We start from the raw sequence: 25,427 nt of genomic DNA, 5'->3' as shown, positions 1-25,427 counted from the left end.
CACTCCTCAGACGGTGACATCGACGCCGTGGCGCACGACGCGTTTATCCAGCTCGCCACCCAGCCAGTAGGCCAGGTCGGCGGGACGATCGATCTGCCAGGCGACAAAGTCGGCCACCTTGCCCACCTCCAGCGAACCGTGGGTATCACCCATTCCCAACGCGGTCGCCGCATGGGTCGTGGCGCCAGCCAAGGCTTCTTCCGGGGTCATGCGGAACAGGGTGCAGGCCATGTTCAACATCAGCCGCACTGACAACGCCGGCGACGTGCCGGGGTTGAGGTCGCTGGCGATGGCGATCTTTACCGCGTGTTTGCGCAGGGCGTCCATCGGCGGCAACTGGGTTTCACGCAGGAAGTAGAAAGCGCCCGGCAGCAGGACCGCGACGGTGCCGGCGGCGGCCATGGCGATGGCATCGTCTTCGGTCATGAATTCCAGGTGATCCGCCGACAGCGCCTGGTAACGCGCCGCCAGGCTGGAGCCGTGCAGCGACGACAGCTGTTCGGCATGCAGCTTCACCGGCAGCTTCAGTTGCTGGGCGACCTTGAACACGCGCTCGACCTGTTCGGTGGAAAACGCCAGGTATTCGCAGAAGGCATCCACCGCGTCGACCAGGCCTTCGGCGGCCAGGGCCGGCAGCATCTCGGCGCAGATATGGTCGATGTAGTCGTCGGCGCGGTCCTTGTACTCGGGCGGCAGCGCATGGGCCGCCAGGCATGTGGCGCGCACGCTCACTGGCAGCGCTTCGCCGAGGCGGCGGGCTACGCGCAGCATCTTGCGTTCGTTGGCCAGGTCCAGGCCGTAGCCGGACTTGATCTCAACGGTGGTGACGCCGTCGCGCAGCAAACTGCGCAGGCGCTTTTCTGCGCTGGCGAACAGTTCATCTTCGCTGGCCGCTCGGGTCGCACGCACGGTGCTGGCAATACCGCCGCCCTTGGCCGCGATTTCGGCATAGCTCACGCCTTCCAGGCGTTGCTCGAATTCGCCGCTGCGATTGCCACCGAACACTGTGTGGGTGTGGCAGTCGATCAGCCCGGGGGTGACCCATGCGCCTTGCAGGTCGTGAACCTGCGCATAGTCACCTTTCGGCAGTTCAGCCAACGGACCGATCCACTCGATGAGCGAACCGGCAGTGACCATGGCGGCATCCTCGATGATCGAGTATTTGCCCTGGGCCATGGTTGCGACGTGGCAGTGTTGCCAAAGCGTTTTCATCAACGCCTCCCTAGATTAACGATGAGACAAAGCCGGGTCGTAGTGGACCTTGGCCGCTTGCCCTGCCGCAGGCTTGACCCACAGCAGGTAGGCCACGACCAGCAGCACGATCCATACGGCGCCGACCAGCAAGGCAGCCTGGGTGTCGGGGAAGTAACCCAGCACACCAAACACGAACAGCATGAACACGATGGCCGCCGCCGGCGCATAGGGCCAGAACGGCACCGGGAATTTCAGTTCGGCCACCTGCTCTTTGGTCATCGAGCGGCGCATGGCGACCTGGGTGAACAGAATCATCAGCCACACCCACACGGTGGCGAAGGTGGCGATCGAGGCGATCAGCAGGAACACGTTTTCCGGGATCAGGTAGTTGAGCACCACGCCGCCGAGCAAGGCCGCGCCCATCACCACCACGGTCATCCACGGCACGCCGTGTTTCGACAGCTGCGCAAACCCCTTGGGCGCCTGCCCTTGTTGAGCCAGGCCGTACATCATGCGGCCGGCGCCGAAGATGTCGCTGTTGATGGCCGAGACCGCCGCCGAGATCACTACGATATTGAGGATGGTCGCCGCCGAGCCGATGCCGAGGTTGCTGAAGATCTGCACGAACGGGCTGCCTTGGCTGCCAATCTGCGGCCACGGGTAGATAGCCATCAATACGAACAAGGTCAGCACGTAGAACAACAGGATGCGCAGCGGCACCGCATTGATCGCCTTGGGGATCACGCGGTGCGGGTCCTTGGCTTCACCGGCGGTGATGCCGATGATTTCGATGCCGCCGAACGCGAACATCACCACCGCGAACGAGGCGATCAGACCGCCGATGCCGTTGGGCATGAAGCCGCCATGGGCCCAGAGATTGCTGAGGCCACTGGCCTGGGTCTCGCCGGCCGAGTGGATGCCAAACAGCATGATGCCCAGGCCGCCAAGGATCATCGCGACAATGGCGCCGACCTTGAGCAACGACAGCCAGAACTCCATTTCGCCAAACACTTTGACGTTGCACAGGTTCAGGCCGCCGATCAGAAACACGATGCCGAGCACCCAGACCCAACGCGCGACTTCGGGAAACCAGAAGCCCATGTAGATGCCGAAGGCGGTGACGTCGGCGAGGCAGACGATGATCATTTCAAACGCGTAGGTCCAGCCAAGGATAAAACCGGCCATGGGCCCCAGGTAGGTGCTGGCGTACTGGCCGAAGGAGCCGGCCACCGGGTTGTGCACCGCCATCTCACCGAGGGCGCGCATCACCATGAACACGGCGGCGCCACCGATCAGGTAAGCCAGCAGCACGGCAGGCCCAGCCATCTGGATCGCCGAGGCGGAGCCGTAGAACAGCCCGGTGCCGATCGCGGAACCGAGTGCCATGAAGCGAATATGTCGGGCGCTCAGCCCGCGTTTCAAACCCTTTTCTTGCTGGTGCATTTCTCGTCCCTAATTATTTTTATCCTGAGAAAAATTCAGAGCCTGACGCCTGACAACTGTAGTGAGCGGGCTTGCCCCGCGCTGGGCCGCGAAGCGGCCCTGAAGTTGCCACCGCATTTCTTCAGACAGAACGCGGCGGCAGTTTTTGGGGCTGCTGCGCAGCCCAGCGCGGGGCAAGCCCGCTCACCACAGAAGCCCCGCAGTCCTGCGCAAGGTTTAGAGGCTCGGCAGCAACCTGGCCGGCACCAGCTCATTCAGGCAGCGGCTGGCGAGCAGTTCGCTGGCGGCGTTGATGTCCGGCGCGAAGAAGCGGTCTTTCTCGTAGAACGCCACTTTGTCGCGCAGGATCCCGCGCGCCTTTTCAAGCGCAGGCGAGGTTTTCAGGCCGTCACGCAGGTCCAGGCCCTGGCACGCGGCCAGCCATTCCACCGCCAGAATCCCTCGGGTGTTCTCAGCCATTTCCCACAAGCGCTTGCCCGCAGCCGGAGCCATCGACACGTGGTCTTCCTGGTTGGCCGACGTCGGCAGGCTGTCAACGCTGTGGGGATGGGCCAGCGCCTTGTTTTCGCTGGCGAGCGCGGCGGCGGTCACCTGGGCGATCATGAAGCCGGAGTTCACGCCACCATTGCCCACCAGGAACGGCGGCAGTTGCGACATGTGCTTGTCCATCATCAGCGAGATGCGACGCTCGCTCAGCGAGCCGATTTCGGCGATGGCCAGCGCGATGTTGTCAGCGGCCATGGCCACCGGCTCGGCGTGGAAGTTGCCACCGGAGATCACGTCACCTTCGGCGGCGAACACCAGCGGGTTATCGGATACGGCGTTGGCTTCTACTACCAACACTTCGGAGGCCTGGCGGAACTGGGTCAGGCAGGCGCCCATGACTTGTGGCTGGCAACGCAGGGAATACGGGTCTTGCACCTTGTCGCAGTTCTGGTGCGACTGCGACACCTGGCTGCTTTCGCCCAGCAGGTCACGGTAAGCCGCCGCCGAGTCGATCTGCCCGCGTTGGCCACGAGCGGCATGAATGCGCGCATCGAACGGCGAGCGCGAGCCCAGCACCGCTTCCACGGTGAGGCCGCCGCTGACCAGGGCACCGGCGAACAGGTCCTCGCCTTCGAACAGGCCACGCAAGGCAAACGCGGTGGACACCTGGGTGCCGTTGAGCAGGGCCAGACCTTCCTTCGCCGCCAGGGTCAACGGCGCGAGGCCGGCGACTTTCAGCGCGTCGGTGGCCTCCAGCCATTCGCCCTTGTGGCGTGCCTTGCCTTCGCCCAGCAACACCAGAGACATATGGGCCAGCGGCGCCAGGTCACCGGAGGCACCGACCGAGCCCTTGAGCGGAATGTGCGGGTATACCTCTGCGTTGATCAGGGCGATCAGCGCGTCGATCACCTGACGACGGATGCCCGAGAACCCACGGCTGAGGCTGTTGACCTTGAGCACCATGACCAGCCGCACCAGCGCATCGCTGATGGGTTCACCCACGCCGGCGGCGTGGGACAGCACCAGAGAACGCTGGAGGTTTTCCAGGTCTTCGCTGGCGATGCGGGTCGAGGCCAGCAGACCGAAACCGGTGTTGATGCCGTAGGCGGTGCGGTTCTCGGCGAGAATCTGCTCCACGCAGGCGACACTGGCGTCGATCTGCGCCGTGGCGCTGTCATCCAGACTGAGGGTTACCGGCTGCTGGTAGATGGCCCGCAGTTGGGCAAGGCTCAGTTGGCCTGGAATCAGGTTTAGCGCAGTCACATTCATGCTCCTTTTGAGAGTGTTGTTAACTACCAGTCGCTCCGGATGCTTCCGTTATCCGCCGTGGCCCTCTTTTAGAGTGACGTTCGGCTTGGCACGCTGGTTATTGTTGGAAAAACGTCAGTGCAGGTTCGGCAAGGTGCGGTGCAGCAACTCGGTGTCCTTGAGCAAGGCGGCGGCGGTGGCGATGTCCGGCGCCAGCCAGCGGTCCTGTTCGTAGGCCGGCACCACTTCACGCAACGCACGCCAGGCGCGGTCGGTACCGGCGCCGAAACGCTGGTCCTTCAAAAACTCGAACGCCTGGGACGCCAGCAAATACTCGATGGCGAGGATCTGGGTCACGTTGGCCAACACCTGGTGCAGCTTGAGCGCGGCATTGGTGCCCATGCTCAGATGGTCTTCCTGCAGGCCCGAGGTGACGAAATTGTCGAGCACCGCCGGTTGCGCCAGTTGGCGGTTCTGCCCGCACAGGGACGCGGCGACGTATTGCACGATCATCATCCCGGAGTTGACCCCGGGGTTGCTCACCAGGAACGCCGGCAAGCCGCTGACGTGCGGGTTGATCAAACGGTCCAGGCGACGCTCGGCGACGGAGCCGATTTCGGCCATGGCGATTGCCAGCATATCCGCCGCCAACGCCACGGACTGCCCGTGCGGGTTGGCCTGGGACATCACGCGGTAGTTGTCCGGCGTGCCCAGCAGCAGCGGGTTGTCGGTGGCGCCGTTGAGTTCGGTCTCGATCTGGCGCGTGGCGTGTTCCACCTGGTCGCGCGCCGCGCCGTGGATCTGCGGAATCGAGCGGATGCTCAAGGCGTCCTGGGTACGGATGCCCTTGCTGCTGGCGACCACTTCACTGCCGTCGAGCAAGGCACGCAGGTTGATGCCCACGTGTTGCATGCCCGGGTGTGGCTTGAGGGCGATGATGGCTTCGTCGAAGGCGTCGATCTGGCCGCGCTGGGCCTCGAAACTCATGGCGCCGATCACATCGGCCCACTGCAACAGGTGATGGGCGTCCGCCAGGGCCAGGCAACTCAGGCCGGTCATGCACGGCGTACCGTTGACCAGGCACAGGCCGTCCTTGGCGCCGAGGACGACCGGTTGCAGGCCTTCCGCGCTCAACGCTTCTTGAGCCGCAACGATCTGGCCCCGGTAACTCACATTGCCCACCCCCAACAACGCCACGCCGACGTGGGCCATGTGGGTCAGGTAACCGACCGACCCCTGGGACGGCACTTGCGGCGTGATGCCGTGGTTGAGCAGCGCCAGCAGCGAATGCACCACCTGCGGATGCAGGCCGGACTTGCCGTGGCTGTAATTGATGATCGCCGCGCAGATGATCGCGCGGGTCTGCTCGTCGCTGAGCACCGGGCCCACGCCACAGGCGTGGCTCAGCAGGGTGTTGCGCGACAGCTGGCTGAGTTGCTCGTCCTTGAGCGACACATTGCACAGCGCGCCCAGGCCGGTGTTCACGCCATAGGCGCGCTCACCGCTGGTGACGATGCGCTGCACAATCGCCTGGGCGTTGTCGATGCGCGCCCAGGCCTGGCCCGAGAGCTCCAGGACAGCGCCGTGACGGGCGACGGCGACCACGTCCTGCCAGCGCAATGGCGTGTCCGCGATGGTGATTTTTGTTGCCTGGGGCATCTTCATACCTTCTTGAATTCTTTACAGCGTTACCGGCCCTATCGCAGGCAAGCCAGCTCCCACATTCGATCGGGTTCACACACCTCAAATGTGGGAGCTGGCTTGCCTGCGATGGCGTCTTTCAGACCACCGCCGCACGCCGCTGAACGAACCGGTCCACGTACTCATCCGCCGGCGAATGCAGGATCTCCCGAGGGGTGCCGACCTGGATCAGCTTGCCGTCCTTGAGGATCGCAATGCGGTTGCCGATGCGCACGGCCTCGTCGAGGTCGTGGGTGATGAACACGATGGTCTTGTGCAGGGTCTTTTGCAGCTCCAGCAACTGATCCTGCATTTCGGCGCGGATCAGCGGGTCGAGGGCGCTGAACGCCTCGTCCATCAGGATGATGTCGGTGTCGGCCGCCAATGCACGGGCCAGGCCGACACGTTGACGCATGCCGCCGGAAAGCTGGTGCGGGTATTTGTTTTCGTAGCCCTTGAGGCCCACGGTTTCGATCCAGTGCAGGGCGCGCTCGGCGCAGACCTGCTTGGTTTCGCCGCGCACTTTCAGGCCGTAGGCGACGTTGTCGAGCACGCTCTTGTGGGGCAGCAGGCCGAAGCTCTGGAATACCATGCTGATCTTGTGCCGACGGAATTGACGCAGGGCGTCCATGTCCAGTTGCAGGATGTCTTCGCCGTCCACCAGGATCGCGCCGCTGGTAGGGTCGATCAGGCGGTTGAAGTGACGCACCAGGGTCGACTTGCCGGAACCCGACAGCCCCATGATCACGAAGATCTCGCCGGTGCCGATGCTCAGGGACAGGTCGTTCACGCCGACCACGCAACCGGTCTCGGCCAGCACCTGGTCCTTGGTCTTGCCCTGGCCGACCAGGGCCAGCGCGTCGCTGGAACGGGCTCCGAAGATCTTGAAGACGTTTTTGACTTCGATTTTGCTGACAGTAGTCATTTGCTCGCCTCATGCCGTGGACGACCATAGGCCTGGGTAATGCGGTCGATGACCACTGCGAGAATCACGATCGCCAGCCCCGCTTCGAGGCCACGACCGACGTTGAGCGTCTGGATGCCGACGAGTACGTCTTCACCCAGGCCACGGGCGCCGATCATCGAGGCGATCACCACCATCGACAGCGCCATCATGGTGGTCTGGTTGATACCGGCCATGATGCTGGGCAGTGCCAGCGGCAGTTGTACGCCGAACAGTTGCTGCCAGCGGTTGGCACCGAAGGCGTTGATGGCTTCCATGACTTCGCCGTCCACCTGGCGGATGCCGAGGTCGGTCAGGCGAATCAGCGGCGGTGCCGCGTAGATCACCGTGGCAAAAATCGCCGGAACCTTGCCCAGGCCGAACAACATCAACACCGGGATCAGGTACACGAAGCTCGGCATGGTCTGCATGATGTCGAGCAGCGGCATCAGTACCGAACGCAGGCGATTGCTGCGGGCGGACAGAATGCCCAGCGGCACGCCGATCAGCACCGAGATCACCGTGGCGACCATCATCAAGGCCAGGGTCTGCATCAGTTTGTCCCACAGGCCGACCGCGCCCACCAGGAACAGCAAACCGACGATGACCGCCGTGGTCACCACCTTGCGGGTGGCATGCCATGCCACACCGCCGACAATGGCCAGCATCAGCCACCAGGGCGCTGCGCGCAGCAACCCTTCCAGGTTGACGATGGCCCACAACAGGGTGTCGGAGATGTGCCGGAACACATCCCCATAGTTGGTGACCAGTGAATCCACCCAACCGTTGACCCAGTCGGCAATGGAAAACGTAAAACTCTCAGGAAACATATCGTGCTCTCGATCCAGTGGGTTGTGGCCAGGCGCCCGGCTGCCCCTCAGGGTAGCCGGGCACGCTTGACCTACAAGGCCGCGTCGATTTTCTTGGCTGCGTCGTCGCTCACCCAGGCGTGCCAGACCTCAGGATGTTCCTTGAGGAAAATTTTCGCCAGTTTTGGCGACTCAATTCGCTCTTTGGCCATGCGGCCCAGGTTCTGGTTCAACAGATCGATCGGCAGGTTGACCTTTTCCAGCACGGCCACCAGCTCCGGTGCCTGTTCGTGGAAGGTTTTGGACAGGCCGACCTTGATAGTCACGCTTTTATCCACGCCGGGTTTTTCTTCCAGTTTCACCAGATCGACCTGGCCCATCAGTGGCGTAGGCGACCAGTAGTAGAACAGGATCGGCTCGCCGCGCTTGTAGCTCGACAGCACCGCCGCATCCAGCGCCGGGCCGGTGCCCGGACGGAAGTTGGTGTAGGAACTTTCCAGGCCGTAGCTTTTCAGCATTTCGCTGTTGTCCAGCTCGCAGGTCCAGCCGGCCGGGCAGTTGTAGAAACGGCCCTTGGACGGTTCTTCCTGGTCCTTGAACACCGAGGCGTACTTGGCCAGGTCGGCGATGTTTTTCAGGTCCGGGGCCTTGGGTTCCAGCTTGCGCTTGGCATCGCCTTCGATCACATAACGCGGTACGTACCAGCCTTCGATGGCGCCCACTACCGGGGCGCCGACGCCGACGACTTTGCCGGCCTTCTCGGCCTTGTTCCAGACTTCGCTGCGGCCTACCCACTCCTCGGCGAAGATCTGGATGTCGTTGCTGCTCAGGGCGTTTTCCATGGTGATGGAGTTGCCCGGCAGGCTGTCGGTTTTGCAGTCGTAGCCTTTTTCCAGCACGGTTTGCAGGATGTCGGTGAGCAACATGCCGCTTTCCCAGTTCAGGCCGGCGAATTTCACCGGTTTGCCGGACTCGCACCAGCCAGCCGCCTGGGCGCCAGCATTGGCCAGCAAGCCTGCGGAAAACAGTGTGGCCAACAGGGTCTTATTCATTTTCATTGTTGTGACGCTCCCAATCTTGAAATGGATTACGGCAGTCAGTAGGCATCCTGCCCTGTCCACGTCCCATCAGGCTTGTGCAGCCAGCCCGTTTGCTTTTGGTATAGCGCCCTGCTCTACCGGCAGGATCAGTTGATCGGGCACCGTGCCGTGCCATTTCTTCGCACACACGTAGTACAGCGCCGCAGGCAGCACCAGACCGATGATCCAGGAAATATCCACGTCGCCCAGGGCGGCCACCAAGGGGCCGGTGTAGAACTTGGTGGAGATGAACGGCAATTGCACCAGCACGCCGAACACGTAAACGCTGATACCCAGCAGGTTCCAACGCCCGTAGCGACCGTTCGGGTCCGCCAGTGCCGGTACGTCATAGCGCTCGCGGGTGATGCAGTAGTAGTCCACCAGGTTGATCGCGCTCCAGGGCGTGAAGAACGCCAGCAGGAACAGGATGAAAGACTTGAACGCACCCAGGAACGAATGCTGGCCAAGCAGCGCGATCAGGGTGGCCGCGCCGACGATGACCAGCACGAACACCAGACGTTGCAGACGCGTGACCGTCAGGTGGCCACGAAAGCCGCTGATGATAGTCGCGATGCACATGAAGCTGCCGTAGGAGTTCAGCGTTGAGATGGTGACCTTGCCGAAGGCGATGCTGAAGTACAGCAGCGCAGCGGTGGCCCCCGTCCCGCTCAAGCCCACGATGTAGGCCACTTCGTGACCGGCGAATTGCCCATTGGACATGGCCGCGGCAAACACGCCGAGGATCATCGCCACTTGCGCTCCCACCACCGAACCGGCGCCGGCGGCCAGAAAGGTTTTCACCGAAGACGTCTTGCTCGGCAGATAACGTGAATAGTCCGCCACGTAAGGGCCGAAGGCGATCTGCCAGGAGGCCGCGAGCGACACCGCCAGCAGGAAGCTGCTCCAGCTGAAGTGGCGAATCTGCAAGAGCGCACCCACGTCGGTCTGGCCCATCAGGCGGCTGAACAGGTAAACAAAGGCGATCACGCCCAGAATGCTCGCAACACGCCCGATGAAGTGGATCACCCGGTAACCGAGCACCGTGACGAACACGATGACGCTGGCGAAGATCAGGATGCCGACACTGTCGCTGACCCCGAACAACTGGCCCAGCGCCTGCCCGGACAGTACCGTACCGGTGGCGGTGAAACCCAGGTACATCAGGCACACCAGCACGATGGGTATGGCCGCGCCATACACACCGAACTGCACCCGGCTGGAGATCATCTGCGGCAAGCCCAGTTTAGGCCCCTGCGCCGCATGCAACGCCATGACTCCACCGCCGATCAGTTGACCGATCAGCAGACCGATCAACGACCAGAACACATCACCGCCCAGCACCACGGCCAAAGCCCCGGTGACAATCGCGGTGATCTGCAGGTTGGCACCCATCCACAGGGTGAACTGGCTAAACAGACGACCGTGTCTTTCCGCTTCCGGGATGTAGTCGATCGAACGCCTTTCGATCAACGGGGTGGTGCCGTTTGCAGCCATGTCTGTTCAACCTCTGATGGATTGTTATCGGGTTCACTGCCGTCCAACTGTGGGAGCGGGCTTGCTCGCGAAAGCGGTATGTCTGTAAGACACATGCAAGCTGACCCACCGCATTCGCGAGCAAGCCCGCTCCCACATTGAGTTACTTGATCATCGGCAGATTGAGGCCCTGTTCCTTGGCGCAATCGATCGCGATCTGGTAACCGGCGTCTGCGTGACGCATCACACCGGTGGCCGGGTCGTTGTGCAGCACACGGGCAATGCGCTCAGCCGCTTCGTCGGTACCGTCGCAGACGATCACCATGCCGGAGTGCTGGGAGAAGCCCATGCCCACGCCGCCACCGTGGTGCAGCGAAACCCAGGTCGCGCCGCTCGCGGTGTTGAGCAGGGCGTTGAGCAGCGGCCAATCGGAGACCGCATCGGAACCGTCCTGCATGGCTTCGGTTTCGCGGTTCGGGCTGGAGACCGAACCGGAGTCCAGGTGGTCACGGCCGATTACGACCGGTGCCGACAGCTCGCCACGGCGCACCATTTCGTTGAACGCCAGACCCAGCTTGGCGCGCTGGCCCAGGCCAACCCAGCAGATGCGCGCCGGCAGGCCCTGGAAGCTGATGCGCTCGCGCGCCATGTCCAGCCAGTTGTGCAGGTGAGCGTCGTCCGGGATCAGCTCTTTGACTTTCGCGTCGGTCTTGAAGATGTCTTGCGGGTCGCCCGACAGGGCTGCCCAACGGAACGGACCGATGCCACGGCAGAACAGTGGACGGATGTAGGCGGGAACGAAGCCCGGGAAGTCGAACGCGTTTTCCACGCCTTCTTCCTGCGCCATCTGACGGATGTTGTTGCCGTAATCGAAAGTCGGGATGCCTTGCTTCTGGAATTCCAGCATGGCTTTGACGTGCACGGCCATGGACTGCTTGGCGGCCTTGATCACGGCAGCGGGTTCGGTCTTGGCACGGGCGCGGTATTCGTCCCAGGTCCAGCCAGCCGGCAGGTAGCCGTTGAGTGGGTCGTGGGCGCTGGTCTGGTCGGTGACCATGTCCGGGCGCACGCCGCGCTTGACCAGCTCCGGCAGGATTTCCGCCGCGTTGCCCAGCAAGGCGATGGAGATGGCCTTGCCTTCCTTGGTGTACTTGGCGATACGCGCCAGGGCGTCGTCGAGGTCGGTGGCCTGCTCGTCGACATAACGGCTGTTGAGACGGAAGTCGATGCTGACCTGCTGGCATTCAATGTTCAGCGAGCAGGCACCGGCCAGGGTGGCCGCCAGAGGCTGGGCGCCACCCATGCCGCCCAGACCGGCGGTGAGGACCCAGCGACCGGTCAGGTCGCTGTTGTAGTGCTGACGACCGGCTTCGACGAAGGTTTCGTAGGTGCCCTGCACGATGCCCTGGCTGCCGATGTAGATCCAGCTGCCGGCGGTCATCTGGCCGTACATGGCCAGGCCCTTGGCATCCAGTTCGTTGAAGTGTTCCCAGCTGGCCCAGTGCGGAACCAGGTTGGAGTTGGCGATCAGCACGCGCGGGGCGTTGCTGTGGGTCTTGAACACACCGACCGGCTTGCCGGATTGCACCAGCAGGGTTTCGTCGTCGTTCAGGTGAGTGAGGCTCTCGACGATCTGGTCGTAGCACTCCCAGTTACGCGCCGCACGGCCAATACCGCCATACACCACCAGTTCTTTCGGGTTTTCGGCCACTTGCGGGTCGAGGTTGTTCATCAGCATGCGCAGCGGCGCTTCAGTCAGCCAGCTTTTGGCGGTGAGCTTGTTACCGTGGGCGGCGCGGATTTCTACGTCACGGTATTTAGTAGGCTTGGTCACAACAAAAACTCCTCAGCGATCGATGCGCGAACATGATGGGTGCGAAGAGGATTGGCAGTGACTCTTACGCACACATATTTACTTGTACATACAAGCATATGCAATCAAGCGGCCAACTTGTCGATCATAGCGTTGAGGTTTTTTTGTAAATTGCCTGCGCGCCTTGGAAATCAAGGCTTCGAGGCTTGATGAAATTTCTTGCGGGGGATTTTTACAGCGAGGGGGATTGGACGCGAAAGCATGGCTTTGCGCCACTCTGGGGCATTCGGTAACAAATTGGTGCGGAGGTAGGAAACAATTTTTTGCTCACCGCAAAACAAATGTGGGAGCAAGCAAGCCAGCTCCCACAGTTTTAACCGCGTGCGGTCAGTTCAACTACGCAACTGCGCCCGCTGATGGAGAGGTCCAGCAGGCCAGTGTTACCGTCCACTTGCAGGCAGTCGTGATGGCCAAGCTTCTGGTCCAGCACCTTCACTTCATCCGCCACACTGAACACCAGCACCGTCTGCGCGGTGCTGAAGAAGCGCTGTTCGCCATCGATCCATTGCAGCCGTGCGTGGTAACGCTGGGGCGAATAGATCAGATTGAAGTCGCGGATCGGCCCGGTGATCAAACGGCATGACACCTGGCTGTCACCCTTGAACGCAAAAGCTTGCAGCGGTAACAACCCGCATTGTTCTTCGCCGTCTACGGTCAACACCATGCCGGCGCCCTGAATCACCGTGATCACGCGCTGGTAGCCGGCGAAGGTCGAAAAACCTCCCGACTCAGCGATATCCGCAATCGACAAGCGCCAGCCAAAGCCATCCAGCCCTGTACCGGCATCACGGGTGATTTCTTCGGTACTGCCACCGCCGTTTTTCCACGGCATGCGTACGTAATCGGCGGCGCGCCAGACTTTCACTGCACTCATTTACTGAAACGTCCTTCCAGGCTGTGACGGGAACCGGGGTGGATCAGGCGCGCGGCGGTCACCGGCTGGCGACCGGACCAGGTGCGTCGGCGAATCAACAGGCACGGTTCGGTGGGTTCGATTTGCAGCAGCTTGCATTCCGACGCGTCGGCGAGAATCGCTTCGACCACGTGCTCGCCTTCGGTCAGCGGCGCCACCTGGTTCAGGTAGGCATACGGCGTTTGCTGGGTGAAATCCTGTTGCAGGTATTCCGGCGCGACCAGGGCGTTGACGAAACGGTCTTCGATTTGCACGGGAATGTCGTTTTCGAAGTGCACGATCAACGAATGGAAAACACGCCCGCCTTCACGCATCTCCAAGGCAACGGCGCGCTCGGAACCGGCAGCCTCTTCGCCCAGATGGATGACCTGGCAGGTATGCCGATGACCGCGGGAGGCGATCTCGTCGGCAATGTTATGCACTTCGAACAGGGCTGACTGGCTCTTGGGCTCGGCGACAAAGGTGCCGACACCTTGCATGCGCACCAGCAGACCTTCGGCGGTCAGTTCGCGCAGGGCGCGGTTGATGGTCATGCGGCTGAAGCCCAGTTGGCTGACCAGCTCGCTCTCCGACGGCACACGGTAGTGCGGCGGCCAGTTGCCGTTGAGAATCTGCTGGCTGATCATCTGTTTGACGCGGGCATACAAGGGCGCCGGACTTTCGTCCATGTGGGCAGCCAGCGAAGAGTTGGCGGGCGGAGTCGGCACAGGAAATCCTTGCAGGTTGAAAAGATGCATAGATTGCCGGAGTTTACCGAGCAGGCAAACGTCTGTATATGTATATACAAATAAACACACGACCGGGGTGCTCTGATCATGTCCGCTTTCTTTGCCGAACGCGCGCTGCTGCCTAATGGATGGGCCAACGATGTACGTCTTGAAGTCAGCGCCGATGGCCTGCTGACACAGGTTGAGGCCAACGCCAGCGCAGAGGGCGCCGAACGGCTGAAAGGCCCGGTTTTGGCGGGCATGCCGAACCTGCACTCCCACGCTTTCCAGCGCGCCATGGCCGGTTTGGCGGAGGTGGCGGGCAACCCGAATGACAGTTTCTGGACCTGGCGCGACCTGATGTACCGCATGGTCGGGCAGATCAGCCCGGCGCAATTGCAGGTCATCGCGCGCCAGCTGTATATCGAAATGCTCAAGGCCGGCTACACCTCGGTGGCCGAATTCCACTATGTGCATCACGACACCAACGGGCAGGCCTATGCCGACCGTACCGAGCTGTCGCGGCAGATCAGCCAGGCGGCAGCCAGCAGCGGCATCGGCCTGACCTTGCTGCCCGTGCTCTACACCCACTCCGGGTTTGGCGGCCAGGCGCCGAATGAAGGCCAGCGGCGCTTTATCAACAGCACCGGGCATTACCTGGACCTGCAAGCGCAACTCAAGCCGATCCTTGCGGCACAACCGGCGCAGCAACTGGGGCTGTGTTTCCACTCCTTGCGCGCGGTCACCCCGCAACAGATCGACGACGTGCTCCGCGCCAGCGACACGACGTGCCCGGTGCATATCCACATCGCCGAACAACAGAAGGAAGTCGATGACTGCCTGGCCTGGAGCGGCAAGCGTCCGCTGCAATGGCTGTATGACCATGTCGACGTCGACGAGCGCTGGTGCCTGGTGCACGCCACCCACGCCAATGCGGACGAGGTCACGCGCATGGCCAAGAGCCGCGCGATTGCCGGTTTGTGCCTGACCACCGAGGCCAACCTGGGCGACGGTATTTTCCCGGCGGTGGATTTCCTGGCCCAGGGCGGACGCATGGGCATCGGCTCCGACAGCCATGTGTCGCTGAGTGTGGTGGAGGAGTTGCGCTGGCTGGAATACGGGCAGCGCCTGCGTGACCAACGGCGTAACCGCTTGTACCGCGCGGACCAACCAATGGTCGGGCGCACACTGTTTGATGCCGCGCTGGACGGCGGCGCCCAGGCGTTAGGCCAGCCGATTGGTCGACTGGAAGTGGGCAAGCGTGCGGATTGGATTGTGCTGGATGGCAGTGATCCGTACCTGGCGACGGCCAGTGAAGACGGGATTTTGAATCGTTGGTTGTTTGCCGGTGGTGATCGCCAGGTTCGCGATGTGCTGGTGAACGGCAAATGGGTAGTGCGCGATGGACATCACGCCGGCGAAGAGGAAAGCAGCCGGGCCTTCACGCAAGTATTGAGAGATCTACTGGGCTAACCAGCGACACATAACAAATGTGGGAGCTGGCTTGCCGCGATACAGGCACCTCGGTGTATCAGTTACACCTCAGTGACGCTATCGCAGGCAAGCCAGCTCCCACATTTTTTGATCAGCGGTGACCCAGGTTTATTGCGAGGTCTTGGCCATCTGTTTGTCCGACGTACGCCAGATCAATCGCGTGGTGTCATACCCCTGCTGGCGCGCCCTGCTCAACAGGTCTTCGCGGGTGTCGGTGTTGACCGTCGGCGTGCGCGACAAGATCCACATATAACGCCGGCTCGGGCTGCCGACGATGGCGGTCTTGTAGTCATCGCTGACGTACAGCACCCAGTAATCGCCCTTGGCGACGCCCGGCAGCAGGGCGGTAAACCAGTTATTGAATTCCACCCATAGCTTGTCGGTCTTGCCCGGAACTTGCGGGGTGGCGGTACCCTTGGCTTCTTCCCACTTCCATTCAGCCGTCAGGCAGCGGTTGTACACCGACATGTCGCCATCGGGCAGCAGCGTGTAGCGGGCTTCGGACTGTGCGCAGTTGCGCTGGAAGTACATCGGCAATCGGGCCAGCTCATACCAGGTGCCCTGGTAACGCTTGAGGTTGACGCTGCCGACGGTCTTGGGCTGCAGATCATCGCCAGAATGGCTGGCGCAGCCTGCCAAAAACAGGCTGGCACAAAGGTATAAAACAAAACGCATCATTCTTCTTCTCCCGCAGGCTCGCGCCCCGGTTTACTTCAGGCCTTGCCCGGAAAACATCAGAACTTTGTCACCGGCGTATTGCACGCTGATAAAGCTGTTTTTATCGCCCCAGGTACAGCTGGACATGCCCAGTGCGCCGGAACAATCGGTCGGCTTGCCCAACAGCGACTCCACCTCGGCCTTGGCCATGCCAGCCGAAAGCTTCGCGTAATTTTCCTGATTGACCTTGCTGCAGGCGCCCAACAGCACGCAAAAAGCCAGCAGGGCGAGACGGCGTAACGACATGGAATAACTCCTGGAGAGACAAAGCAGCGTGGGTATCTGCCAGAAGCTTAGAAGGGAAAACAGGTGTCTGGTTCCCGATGAACAAAAACAAAAAAGCCCCGAAAACGCTGAAACGTTTCGGGGCTTCTTTAAGGGTGATCCGGCTCACAACCAGGCCAATCACCTATCGCATCGACTTACTGCTTGTGGTACGCCGTCACACGCTCGACTTCTTCCTTCGAACCCAGGAACACCGCCACACGCTGGTGCAGGCCTTCAGGCTGGATGTCGAGAATGCGCTGGTGACCATCGGTGGCCGCGCCGCCGGCCTGTTCCACCAGGAACGACATCGGGTTGGCTTCATACATCAGGCGCAGCTTGCCGGGCTTGGACGGCTCGCGGCTGTCGCGCGGGTACATGAACAGGCCACCACGGGTCAGGATGCGGTGCACATCGGCCACCATCGCCGCCACCCAACGCATGTTGAAGTTTTTCTTCAGCGGGCCTTCCTCGCCTTCCATCAACTCGTTGACGTAGCGCTTCACCGGTTCTTCCCAGTGACGCTGGTTGGACATGTTGATGGCAAATTCCTGGGTGGTCGCCGGGATGGTCAGGTCTTCGTGGGTCAGCACGAAGCTGCCCATTTCACGGTCCAGGGTAAAGCCCTTGACGCCATCGCCCAGGGTCAGCACCAGCATGGTCTGTGGGCCGTAGATCGCGTAGCCGGCCGCGACTTGCTGGGTGCCCGGCTGCAGGAAAGCCTTTTCGTTCAGGGCTTCGTTCTGGCTCAGGTACTCGTTCGGGCAACGCAGTACCGAGAAGATGGTGCCGACCGGGGCGTTGATGTCGATGTTGGACGAGCCGTCCAGTGGGTCGAACACCAGCAGGTAGGCACCTTTAGGGTATTTGCCCGGGATCTGGTAGGCATTGTCCATCTCTTCGGACGCCATGCCGGCCAGGTGACCGCCCCATTCGTTGGCTTCCAGCAGGATTTCGTTGGAGAGCACGTCGAGCTTCTTCTGGACTTCGCCCTGCACGTTTTCAGTGCCCATGCTGCCCAGGACACCCCCCAGCGCGCCTTTGGAAACGGCATGGCTGATTTCCTTGCAGGCACGCGCCACCACTTCGATCAGGAAACGCAGATCGGCAGGAGTGTTGTTGCTGCGGGTCTGCTCGATCAAATAGCGACTCAAGGTAACGCGGGACATGTAAGGCTCCGGAGAATGGGGGGCTGAAAACCCGCGCAGTTTAGCGCGAGTCGGGGCGTATTTCCTCTAATCAGAGGATTTAACTCCAATAGAGTTCACGGCGTGCCCGCAGGCCGGCGCAACAAACTGTAGGCCATCGCCCCCAGCGCTGCCACACCCAGCAGGAGCACGGCCCACAGGCCGAGTTTCTTCCAGTCGACGCCCGCCTCGGCTGTGGCGGCTACGGCGAGCGTCTGGACCTGCGCCTCCCCGGACACCTTGGCCTGCCCCAGGGTTTTCAGGCGCTCGGCGCTGTAGTCCGGGATCAGCGTCGACAGCGGCAGGTTTGCCGCCTTGACCGAGGCACTGCCCAGCGCCAGGGTGAACGGTGGCTCACCCCGCGCCAGGAACACCAACTGCGTGGTGCGCACCGCAAACCGCAACGCCGGGGCATCGACGCCCAGGCCGCCGCCACGCTCATCCACCTGCAATTTAAGCTCGGAGATCACTTGGCCGGGCAATGGCAATTCATCCTGCACCACGTCCTGGCCATTCTGCGCCAGGCGATACAGCACACCCTTGCTCAACGGCTGCCACGCCTGCTTGGCGTCGCGACGCCCCGACAAGGTCACGGGGGCCAGCGTGTTCGGCTGCTTCAGTTCGACGCGCAGGCGTTCGACACTCAAGCCCGCCGGCAGCTGCCAGCTGTATTCCCCGGCCTTGAGCCGTGTGCCCGCCAACGGTGGCGACCACACCAGCGGCAGCGGCAGACTGCTGCTGGTGGCGCTGGTCAATTTGGCTGACGTCAACATTGGCGCCGCCTGCCCTTGCCAGAGCAAACGCAGGTAACGCGCAGGCTGCCCCGGCAGGCCCACGTCATGCTGCTCGACCCGCTCGTCGGCGAACGACAGGCGCGCCACCTGGCCATCGCCCCACGCCTGCCAATGCTGCAAGTCATCACTGGCTTCGATGCTGAACCGCTGGAAGCCATCACGTTCGCGGCTCCAGTCCAGGCTCAGTTGCTGCAACGGCGCCTTGATCGCGCTGGCATCCAGCACCCACCCGCGCCGCACTTGCTTGCCGGGCTTGGCCGCAGTGGACGGTTTGACCTCCAGCAACGTGCCATCGGTGGTGGCCTTCATCACCACGCCGGGCAAGGCTTCGCGGGTGTCGGCGGCGTATAGCGGGAACCACTTCACGTCCGTGACAGTGCGACTTTCGGTGCGTTGGGCCGACTGACGCGACAGCGCATACGCCTGTGGCTCGCCCGCAGCGTTGAATATGCGTACGTCGCCGAGGTCTGCCTGACGCGCATTCAGTTGCACCGCCAGTGGCAACTCCAGCCGATACCACGGGCCGCTGCCACTGACGCTCAGCGGCACCTGGGTGGTGAAGTCGGCAGGCGTTTCCTGCGCCCACACGGATAAAGTCGTACACAAGCCCAGCACAACAACGCTCAACTGACCGATCAAGAGGATGCTCCTTCCGTTTCCAGCACCGGCTCGACACGCTTGGGCGGCAATGGCGCGAAATAGCCCACCACCAGCAGCAGCCCGCCCACACCGATGAACGACACGATCCGCGCCAGGCCGCCACGGTTGCTCAGTTCCACAAAGAACAGCTTGGCCACCACCACGGCGATCAACGCCGCACCGATGAGCCACACCTCGCGACGATGGCGCAGGTGGCCGCCGATCATCAGGCCCAGGGCGATCAGGGTCCAGACGATCGACAGGCCGGCCTGCACCAGCATCGACTCCAGCAACGCATCCAGATGGAACGGCACGCCGCCCCAATGGTGGGCCGTGCGCATGACCAGCGCGGTAAAGAACGCAAACAGCGAAACACCTGCCACGCCCTGCGCCAACAACTCGATGCGCGGCCCGCGCTGCGGCGCCACACTGCGCGACCACACGTAAATCCCCAGCAACGCAAACAGCAGGCCCAGGTCGAGCGGGTTGAGCAACGGTACAGAGGGCAGCGGTTCGGCTGCACCGTCGCTGAACATGTTCGCCAGCCAGAACCAGCCCAGCATCAGCACCGCCAGCGGCAGTGCGGCCAGCACACGGTACTCGCGCGGATACGCCGACACCGGCCACGGCCATCCGCGTGGCGCAGCCGCCAGCACCAGGTACAGACTCGGCAGAATCGCCCAACCCAGCCAACGCCACGCGTTGTATTCGCTGGACAGCATCATCAGACCGTAGCGCAGCTCCAGTGCCAGCACGCCGATCAGCATCCAGCAGCCCAGCACATGGGCCGCGCTCAATACGTTGGCAGGTACCAGCAGCGCCAAACGACGCAGCGAAATGAAATGCACGGTGAACACCGTCAGCCACGCCAGCCAGCCGAACTGCGCCGCCGGGTGGTAAAACTCAGTCCACGTGCCCCACAACACGAGACTCGCCGCAGGCATGAGCAACGTACTGGCGATACCCAAGGCGACCCAGCGCAAACGAAGCGCCAGTGCCGTCCAGATCACCACGCTCAGCGCAGCCGCCAGCAACAACAGCGAAGCATGCAAAGTCGCAGGCGCCAAACGCCACACTTCTATGATCACCGCCAAGGCCCACCAGGCCACGCCCCAGGCCAGCAACGCTGTAGACAGCCGGGCGCGGGGCAGGCGCCACGCGCCGACCATTGCCGCCACGGCGATGATCAGCGGTGTCCAGGCGTTGGTCACGGGGTCGAGCGCAAATAGCGCGCCGCCCAACACCTGCCCGACAACGCCACAACGCACGACCACTGGCGAACCGATACGCTGGCCCGCCCACAGGATCGCCAGGCCAGCAACGGCCCAACTGACGATGCTGCCTTGGGTCGAAAACAACAGCGGCGCCAGCAAGTAAACGCAGCCCAGGCCGAGTACGGCGAGCCAGGGTGCACCCAGCCGTTCCCAGCGCCGGGTATGTTCCGGCGCAGCGGTGTGCAGTTGATAAAAGCTGAACAACAGCGCCGCGCCCAACAACAACGCGCCCAAGGGGGGGCCCTGCAGCAAAGTGTCCTGGCTGTCGCGCAGTTCGCCGAAGAAAGCGAGCGACGCACCCAACTGCAGCAACAAGGCGAACGCTCTGGCCACGGGTCGCTGCTGGCGCATGCCGAGCCAGAAGATGCCGGCCCCCTCCACAGCCCACGCCGCCGCCGTCCAGCGCGCGTCGAGCCCCAGAGGAATCGCGAGGCTGGCAAAGATCACGCCCAGCGCCAGGCAGGTTTCGGCCAGCAACAAGGCACGCCCGCCGCTGAGCAGCCGCGCCAGCCCCAGGTAGATAATGCCAAGGCCCAAGGCGCTGAATGCGGCAGCAAATTCCAAGTGTTGCACCAGCGCGAACTGCAAGCCGAAGCCCACCAGCGGCGGACCGAACAACAGGCTGCCGTCGACATAATCGCCCTTGGCCGCCGACCAGCGCAGTAACGCGTCGCGGCCTTCAGGCGCCTCCTCCCTCTCCGACAACTTGCGCCGGGCGAACAGCAGGCCGATGGCCAGGTACATCAGAAAAAACAGAATCAGAAACGGCTCGGTGCTCCACAGCAGCTCCGGCGTGTAGGAGCGCATGCCCCAGGCGAAACCGATGCCGAACGTGCCGACAAACCCGATCAGGTTGAGCAAGCGCCAGGCCTTGAACCAGGCTATCGCGAGGATGCCCGCGTTAAGCAACGCGAAATAACTGAACAGTGCGACGTGGTTACCAGCGCCGGTGGACGCCAGGATCGGCGCGGCGAACCCGCCGAGAGCCGCCGCGCAAGCCAGACCGAGCGCATCCTGGGTAATCGCCAGAATCGCCGAAAACACGGTGACCGCCACCAGCAAACCCAGCGCCGCACCGGGGTCGATCAGCGGGTGCAGACGCATCGCAGCGAATACCGTGAGGTACAACACCGCAATGCCGGTGCCTTGCAGTATCAGCCCGTACTGGCCGTTGCGCAGCCGCAGCCACCAGCCCAGGCCCAGCAGGCCCAGCGCAGCGGCGGCGACACCGGCGTAACGCAGCTCGATCGGCACCACCATGCCTTCGGTGGCGTAACGCAGCAGAAATGCCAGGCCGAGAAACAGCAGCACCACGCCGACGCGCAACACCGTATTGCCGCCCAACAGCCAGTTGCGCGCACCGCTGATGGCACGTTCGATCAGGTTGGGGCCGCGAGGTGTAGCGGGTTCTTTAGGAGGTGGTGCCGGTGCCCAGGCGTCATCCGGTAACGGCTGGCTGGCTTCGGCGGTGATGGCAACCGGCGCCAGGTCGGCCGGCAGCTCCCAGACCAGGTCGGAGGCCTTGGCGACAGGTGCGGGCTCGGGAACGGGGGATTCGACAATCACACTGCTCGCAGGCGCTGGCACTTCCAGTTGCCGCAGGCGATCACCCAGCGCTATCAGCGCCTTCTGCGTGGTTTCCAACTGACGTGCCTGTTGGTCTGCCCGATTCGCAAGCTGCGCCAGGCGGATGGCCTGGCCAATGCCCAAACCCAACAGCGCACCAATGCCCGCATCGCTGAACGACTCGTCGAGCGTCCAGCCGAGCGCGAGGCCAATCAGCATGAAAATCCATTGCATGGTCGATATCCCTAGGCAAATCGAGCCCTAGTATATCGACGCGGACCTAATGTGGGAGCGGGATTTCCCGCGACTGCGGTGTACCAGTCGACATATCTGCAAACTGACAGTCCGCTATCGCGGGCAAGCCCGCTCCCACAGGGGGTATCGTGGTGTTTAGTCGAGGGCTTTCCAGATCTCGGTGGCGTATTCGCGGATAGTCCGGTCCGAGCTGAACCAGCCCATTCGCGCCGTGTTGAGCACTGCCGAACGCCACCATGCCTTCGAGTCATGCCAATGCGCCTCGACCCGCGCCTGGGCGTCCCAGTACGAATCGAAGTCGGCACACACCAGGAAACGGTCGTAGTCGATCAGCCCGTCGATCAGCCCCACATAGCGCCCCGGGTCATCCGGCGAGAACACCCCGCCCCGGATCGCTTGCAGCACGTCGTTCAAACGATGGGACGCGGCAATGTCCGGCCCGGCGTTGAATTCACCGGCATGTTTGCGCGCCTCCACCTGCTGCGCACTGAGGCCGAAGATGAACATGTGGTCGGCGCCGACACGTTCGTGCATCTCCACGTTGGCGCCGTCCATGGTGCCGATGGTCAGTGCGCCATTGAGGCCGAACTTCATGTTGCTGGTGCCCGACGCCTCGAAGCCGGCGGTGGAGATCTGCTCCGACAAATCCGCCGCCGGAATGATGCTCTCCGCCAGACTCACGTTGTAGTTGGGCAGGAACACCACCTTGAGCAGGCCGCGCACGGTCGGGTCATTGTTGACGGTGCGGGCGATGTCGTTGGTCAGCTTGATGATCAGTTTGGCCTGGTGGTAACTGGCCGCCGCCTTGCCCGAGAAGATCTTCACCCGTGGCACCCAGTCGGTGCCCGGCTCGGCACGAATCGCCTGGTACAGCGCCACGGTGTGCAACAAGTTCAACAACTGGCGCTTGTACTCGTGGATACGCTTGACCTGCACATCGAACATCGCCGCCGGGTTGACCGACACGCCCAGACGCTCATGGATGATTTCGGCCAGTGCGCGCTTGCTGTGCAGGCGCTGCTCGGCGAAGGCCTTGCGGAAGGTCTGCTTCTCGGCGAAAGGCTCCAGCTCAACCAGGCGCTGCTCGGGCTTGTCGAGAATATCCGGCCCGAGGGCCTCCACCAGCATCTCGGTGAGCTTGGGGTTGGCCTGGTACAGCCAGCGGCGAAAGGTGATGCCGTTGGTTTTGTTGTTGATGCGCTCCGGGTAGAGCTTGTGCAATTCGGAGAACACCGTGCTGCGCATCAGTTGGGTGTGCAGACCGGAAACGCCGTTGACACTGTGGGAGCCGAGGAACGCCAGGTTGCCCATGCGCACGCGACGACCGTTGTCCTCTTCGATCAGCGACACGGCGCGCAGCACGTCGAAATCATGGATGCCCTTGGCCCGCAACGAATCGATGTGCTGGGCGTTGATCAAATAGATGATCTGCATGTGCCGGGGCAGCATGCGTTCCATCAGCCCCACCGGCCAGGTTTCCAGCGCCTCGGGCAACAGGGTGTGGTTGGTATAGGACAGGGTTTCGACGGTCACGTCCCACGCCGCTTCCCACGGAATATCGTGCAGGTCCACCAGTTGGCGCATCAACTCGGCCACGGCGATGGACGGGTGGGTGTCGTTGAGCTGGATGGCGGCGTGTTCGCCCAGGCTGAGCACCGAGCCGTGCATGTTCTTGTGCCGGCGCAGCAAATCTTGCAGGGAGGCGGAAACGAAGAAGTATTCCTGACGCAGGCGCAGTTCCTGCCCCGCTTCGGTGCTGTCGGCCGGGTAAAGCACCCGCGAGATGCTTTCGGCGCGGGCCACTTCGGCGACGGCGCCCAGGTGATCACCCGCGTTGAAGCGCTCCAGGTGCAGATCTTCGACAGCGCGCGCACGCCACAGGCGCAGCGTGTTGACGCTGGCACCACGCCAGCCCACTACCGGGGTGTCGTAGGCCACGGCCCGTACGGTCTCGTTGGGCCACCACACCTGGATCATCTTGCCGGAGGCATCGGCCTTGGTTTCGACGCTGCCGCCAAAGCCAATCGGGTAGATCACTTCGGCCCGCTCGAACTCCCATGGGTTGCCGAAATCCAGCCAGCGCTCGGTCTGCTCCTGCTGCCAGCCGTCGACAATCGCCTGGCGGAACAGGCCGTGCTCGTAACGAATGCCATAGCCATGACCCGCCACGCCGAGGGTCGACATGCTCTCCATGAAACATGCGGCCAGGCGCCCCAGGCCACCGTTGCCGAGTGCCGCATCGGGCTCCAGCAGGCGGATGCGCTCAAGGTCCACGCCCAGTTCCGCCAGCGCTTCGCGGGCGATCTCCAATACCCCGAGGTTGCTCAGGCTGTCGTAGAGCAAACGGCCAATGAGGAATTCGAGGGACAGGTAATACACCCGCTTCTGGCCTTTGCGGTAAATGCGCCGCGTATGGTCCATCCAGTGATCGACCATCTGGTCGCGGGCCGCCAGGGCAATGGCTTCGAACCAGTCGTGGTCGAAGGCGTGATCCGGGTCCTTGCCCACCGCGTAGGTGAGTTTGGTCAAGACGGCATCGCGAAATGCGGCTACCTCTGCTTCTCGTGCAAGCGGTTCCTGAGACATCGGTGCGACCTCGGGCGAGATTGAAGGAGTTGCTAGAGCCTAGTCGGTCTGACAGACGGTAGACGCTCTGGTTCGGCACTTTTTTAACGCATTTAACTGGGCAAGGTTTTGATGCATTGGCCGTGCCTGCTTTGACGCCCGCGCACCTTTTGGCCGAAACCCACAAAATATTGTTCAAAAAATCACCAATCCCGGTATGATCGCGCGCCCGGATAACGCCACACCTTTTGGAACCCCGATGAAGCCTCAACTGATCGCCGCCGCGGAACTCGACCGTCTTGAAACGTGGCAGAAATACTCCGCCCATATGTGCGGCGGCTGCGTGTCCAGCTGCTGCACGCTGCCGGTCGAAGTAAAGATCAAAGACCTGATCCGCATCGGCATCGTCGATGAGTTCGAGCGCGGCGACCCGCCGAAGAACATCGCCAAACGCTTGCAGAAGGAAGGCATTGTCGAGCGCTTCAATTCCAAGTCCGAGATTTTTACCCTGCAGCGCATGAGCAACAACGACTGCCTGTACCTGGATCGTAAGAGCCGCTTCTGCACTATTTATGACAAGCGCCCGGATACCTGCCGCAATCACCCGAAAATCGGGCCGCGCCCGGGGTATTGCGCGTACAAGCCGAAGGAAGTGGTGCGCGAGACCCGGTTCAAGACCCTCGATAAGTTCTGATCCAAATCTTGTAGTGGCTTCAAGGGCCTCATCGCAGGCAAGCCAGCTCCCACATTTTGATTTGTGAACACATTCAAGTGTGGGAGCTGGCTTGCCTGCGATGGGGCCAGCAGAGACAGCACACAAACCG

General features: G+C 62.4%; 19 protein-coding genes. 2 read left to right on the top strand and 17 right to left on the bottom strand.

The window, feature by feature from the left end; all coding sequences use genetic code 11:
- Positions 1 to 6: 6 nt before the first annotated feature.
- The 11 genes from hutI to hutC all read right to left on the bottom strand — a co-directional run bounded on the left by hutI (position 7) and on the right by hutC (position 13,809).
- Positions 7 to 1,212, bottom strand: coding sequence for an imidazolonepropionase (gene hutI, locus ACW9IB_RS12715; protein ID WP_457413906.1), 1,206 nt, complete (start codon positions 1,210 to 1,212; stop codon positions 7 to 9).
- Between the two features lie 15 nt (positions 1,213 to 1,227).
- On the bottom strand, positions 1,228 to 2,637 hold the full coding sequence (locus ACW9IB_RS12710) for an amino acid permease (RefSeq protein WP_457368858.1): 1,410 nt from the start codon (positions 2,635 to 2,637) through the stop codon (positions 1,228 to 1,230).
- A 216-nt stretch (positions 2,638 to 2,853) separates the two neighbouring features.
- The gene (gene hutH, locus ACW9IB_RS12705; protein WP_457413905.1) at positions 2,854 to 4,392 is read right to left on the bottom strand and encodes a histidine ammonia-lyase; all 1,539 of its coding nucleotides are present in this window, start codon (positions 4,390 to 4,392) and stop codon (positions 2,854 to 2,856) included.
- 114 nt (positions 4,393 to 4,506) lie between these two features.
- Positions 4,507 to 6,030: an HAL/PAL/TAL family ammonia-lyase gene (locus ACW9IB_RS12700; protein ID WP_457413904.1), complete on the bottom strand. Its 1,524-nt coding sequence runs from the start codon at positions 6,028 to 6,030 to the stop codon at positions 4,507 to 4,509.
- Between the two features lie 121 nt (positions 6,031 to 6,151).
- Positions 6,152 to 6,976 (bottom strand): quaternary amine ABC transporter ATP-binding protein, encoded by an 825-nt coding sequence (locus ACW9IB_RS12695; RefSeq protein WP_457368861.1) that lies wholly within the window; start codon positions 6,974 to 6,976, stop codon positions 6,152 to 6,154.
- Positions 6,973 to 7,824: an ABC transporter permease gene (locus ACW9IB_RS12690; protein ID WP_010213842.1), complete on the bottom strand. Its 852-nt coding sequence runs from the start codon at positions 7,822 to 7,824 to the stop codon at positions 6,973 to 6,975. Before ACW9IB_RS12690 ends, ACW9IB_RS12695 begins: the two co-directional genes overlap by 4 nt.
- 71 nt (positions 7,825 to 7,895) lie before the next feature.
- Positions 7,896 to 8,861: an ABC transporter substrate-binding protein gene (locus ACW9IB_RS12685; protein WP_457368862.1), complete on the bottom strand. Its 966-nt coding sequence runs from the start codon at positions 8,859 to 8,861 to the stop codon at positions 7,896 to 7,898.
- 69 nt (positions 8,862 to 8,930) lie between these two features.
- Positions 8,931 to 10,376: a purine-cytosine permease family protein gene (locus tag ACW9IB_RS12680; protein ID WP_457368863.1), complete on the bottom strand. Its 1,446-nt coding sequence runs from the start codon at positions 10,374 to 10,376 to the stop codon at positions 8,931 to 8,933.
- 142 nt (positions 10,377 to 10,518) lie between these two features.
- The gene (gene hutU, locus ACW9IB_RS12675) at positions 10,519 to 12,189 is read right to left on the bottom strand and encodes a urocanate hydratase (RefSeq protein ID WP_457368864.1); all 1,671 of its coding nucleotides are present in this window, start codon (positions 12,187 to 12,189) and stop codon (positions 10,519 to 10,521) included.
- A 352-nt stretch (positions 12,190 to 12,541) separates the two neighbouring features.
- Positions 12,542 to 13,102 (bottom strand): HutD/Ves family protein, encoded by a 561-nt coding sequence (locus tag ACW9IB_RS12670; protein ID WP_457413903.1) that lies wholly within the window; start codon positions 13,100 to 13,102, stop codon positions 12,542 to 12,544.
- Complete coding sequence (hutC, locus tag ACW9IB_RS12665) at positions 13,099 to 13,809, bottom strand: histidine utilization repressor (protein WP_457413926.1); 711 nt, start codon at positions 13,807 to 13,809, stop codon at positions 13,099 to 13,101. Before hutC ends, ACW9IB_RS12670 begins: the two co-directional genes overlap by 4 nt.
- Positions 13,810 to 13,956: 147 nt before the next feature.
- Between hutC and ACW9IB_RS12660 the strand changes: the two genes are divergently transcribed.
- Positions 13,957 to 15,321, top strand: a complete 1,365-nt coding sequence (locus ACW9IB_RS12660; protein ID WP_457413902.1) for a formimidoylglutamate deiminase — start codon at positions 13,957 to 13,959, stop codon at positions 15,319 to 15,321.
- A 129-nt stretch (positions 15,322 to 15,450) separates the two neighbouring features.
- Here the strand turns inward: ACW9IB_RS12660 and ACW9IB_RS12655 are convergent, their stop codons facing one another.
- The 6 genes from ACW9IB_RS12655 to ACW9IB_RS12630 form a co-directional block, all read right to left on the bottom strand.
- Positions 15,451 to 16,020 carry a lipocalin family protein gene (locus tag ACW9IB_RS12655; RefSeq protein ID WP_457377561.1) on the bottom strand — a complete coding sequence of 190 codons (570 nt, stop codon included), beginning with the start codon at positions 16,018 to 16,020 and terminating at the stop codon, positions 15,451 to 15,453.
- 30 nt (positions 16,021 to 16,050) lie between these two features.
- On the bottom strand, positions 16,051 to 16,305 hold the full coding sequence (locus ACW9IB_RS12650; RefSeq protein WP_457368150.1) for a hypothetical protein: 255 nt from the start codon (positions 16,303 to 16,305) through the stop codon (positions 16,051 to 16,053).
- A 176-nt stretch (positions 16,306 to 16,481) separates the two neighbouring features.
- Positions 16,482 to 17,492 carry a class 1 fructose-bisphosphatase gene (locus ACW9IB_RS12645; protein WP_457368151.1) on the bottom strand — a complete coding sequence of 337 codons (1,011 nt, stop codon included), beginning with the start codon at positions 17,490 to 17,492 and terminating at the stop codon, positions 16,482 to 16,484.
- Positions 17,493 to 17,587: 95 nt separating this feature from the next.
- Complete coding sequence (locus ACW9IB_RS12640) at positions 17,588 to 18,943, bottom strand: DUF3999 domain-containing protein (RefSeq protein ID WP_457413900.1); 1,356 nt, start codon at positions 18,941 to 18,943, stop codon at positions 17,588 to 17,590.
- Complete coding sequence (locus ACW9IB_RS12635) at positions 18,940 to 22,017, bottom strand: DUF2339 domain-containing protein (RefSeq protein ID WP_457413898.1); 3,078 nt, start codon at positions 22,015 to 22,017, stop codon at positions 18,940 to 18,942. Before ACW9IB_RS12635 ends, ACW9IB_RS12640 begins: the two co-directional genes overlap by 4 nt.
- Positions 22,018 to 22,173: 156 nt before the next feature.
- The gene (locus ACW9IB_RS12630; RefSeq protein WP_457413897.1) at positions 22,174 to 24,624 is read right to left on the bottom strand and encodes a glycogen/starch/alpha-glucan phosphorylase; all 2,451 of its coding nucleotides are present in this window, start codon (positions 24,622 to 24,624) and stop codon (positions 22,174 to 22,176) included.
- 238 nt (positions 24,625 to 24,862) lie between these two features.
- Between ACW9IB_RS12630 and ACW9IB_RS12625 the strand changes: the two genes are divergently transcribed.
- Positions 24,863 to 25,297, top strand: coding sequence for a YkgJ family cysteine cluster protein (locus ACW9IB_RS12625; protein WP_457368155.1), 435 nt, complete (start codon positions 24,863 to 24,865; stop codon positions 25,295 to 25,297).
- The last annotated feature ends 130 nt before the right edge of the window (positions 25,298 to 25,427 follow it).

The organism is Pseudomonas sp. SDO524_S393, assembly GCF_054071875.1.
Note: the sequence above shows the minus strand (reverse complement) of the source record. Positions and strands in the feature narration are given on the sequence as shown.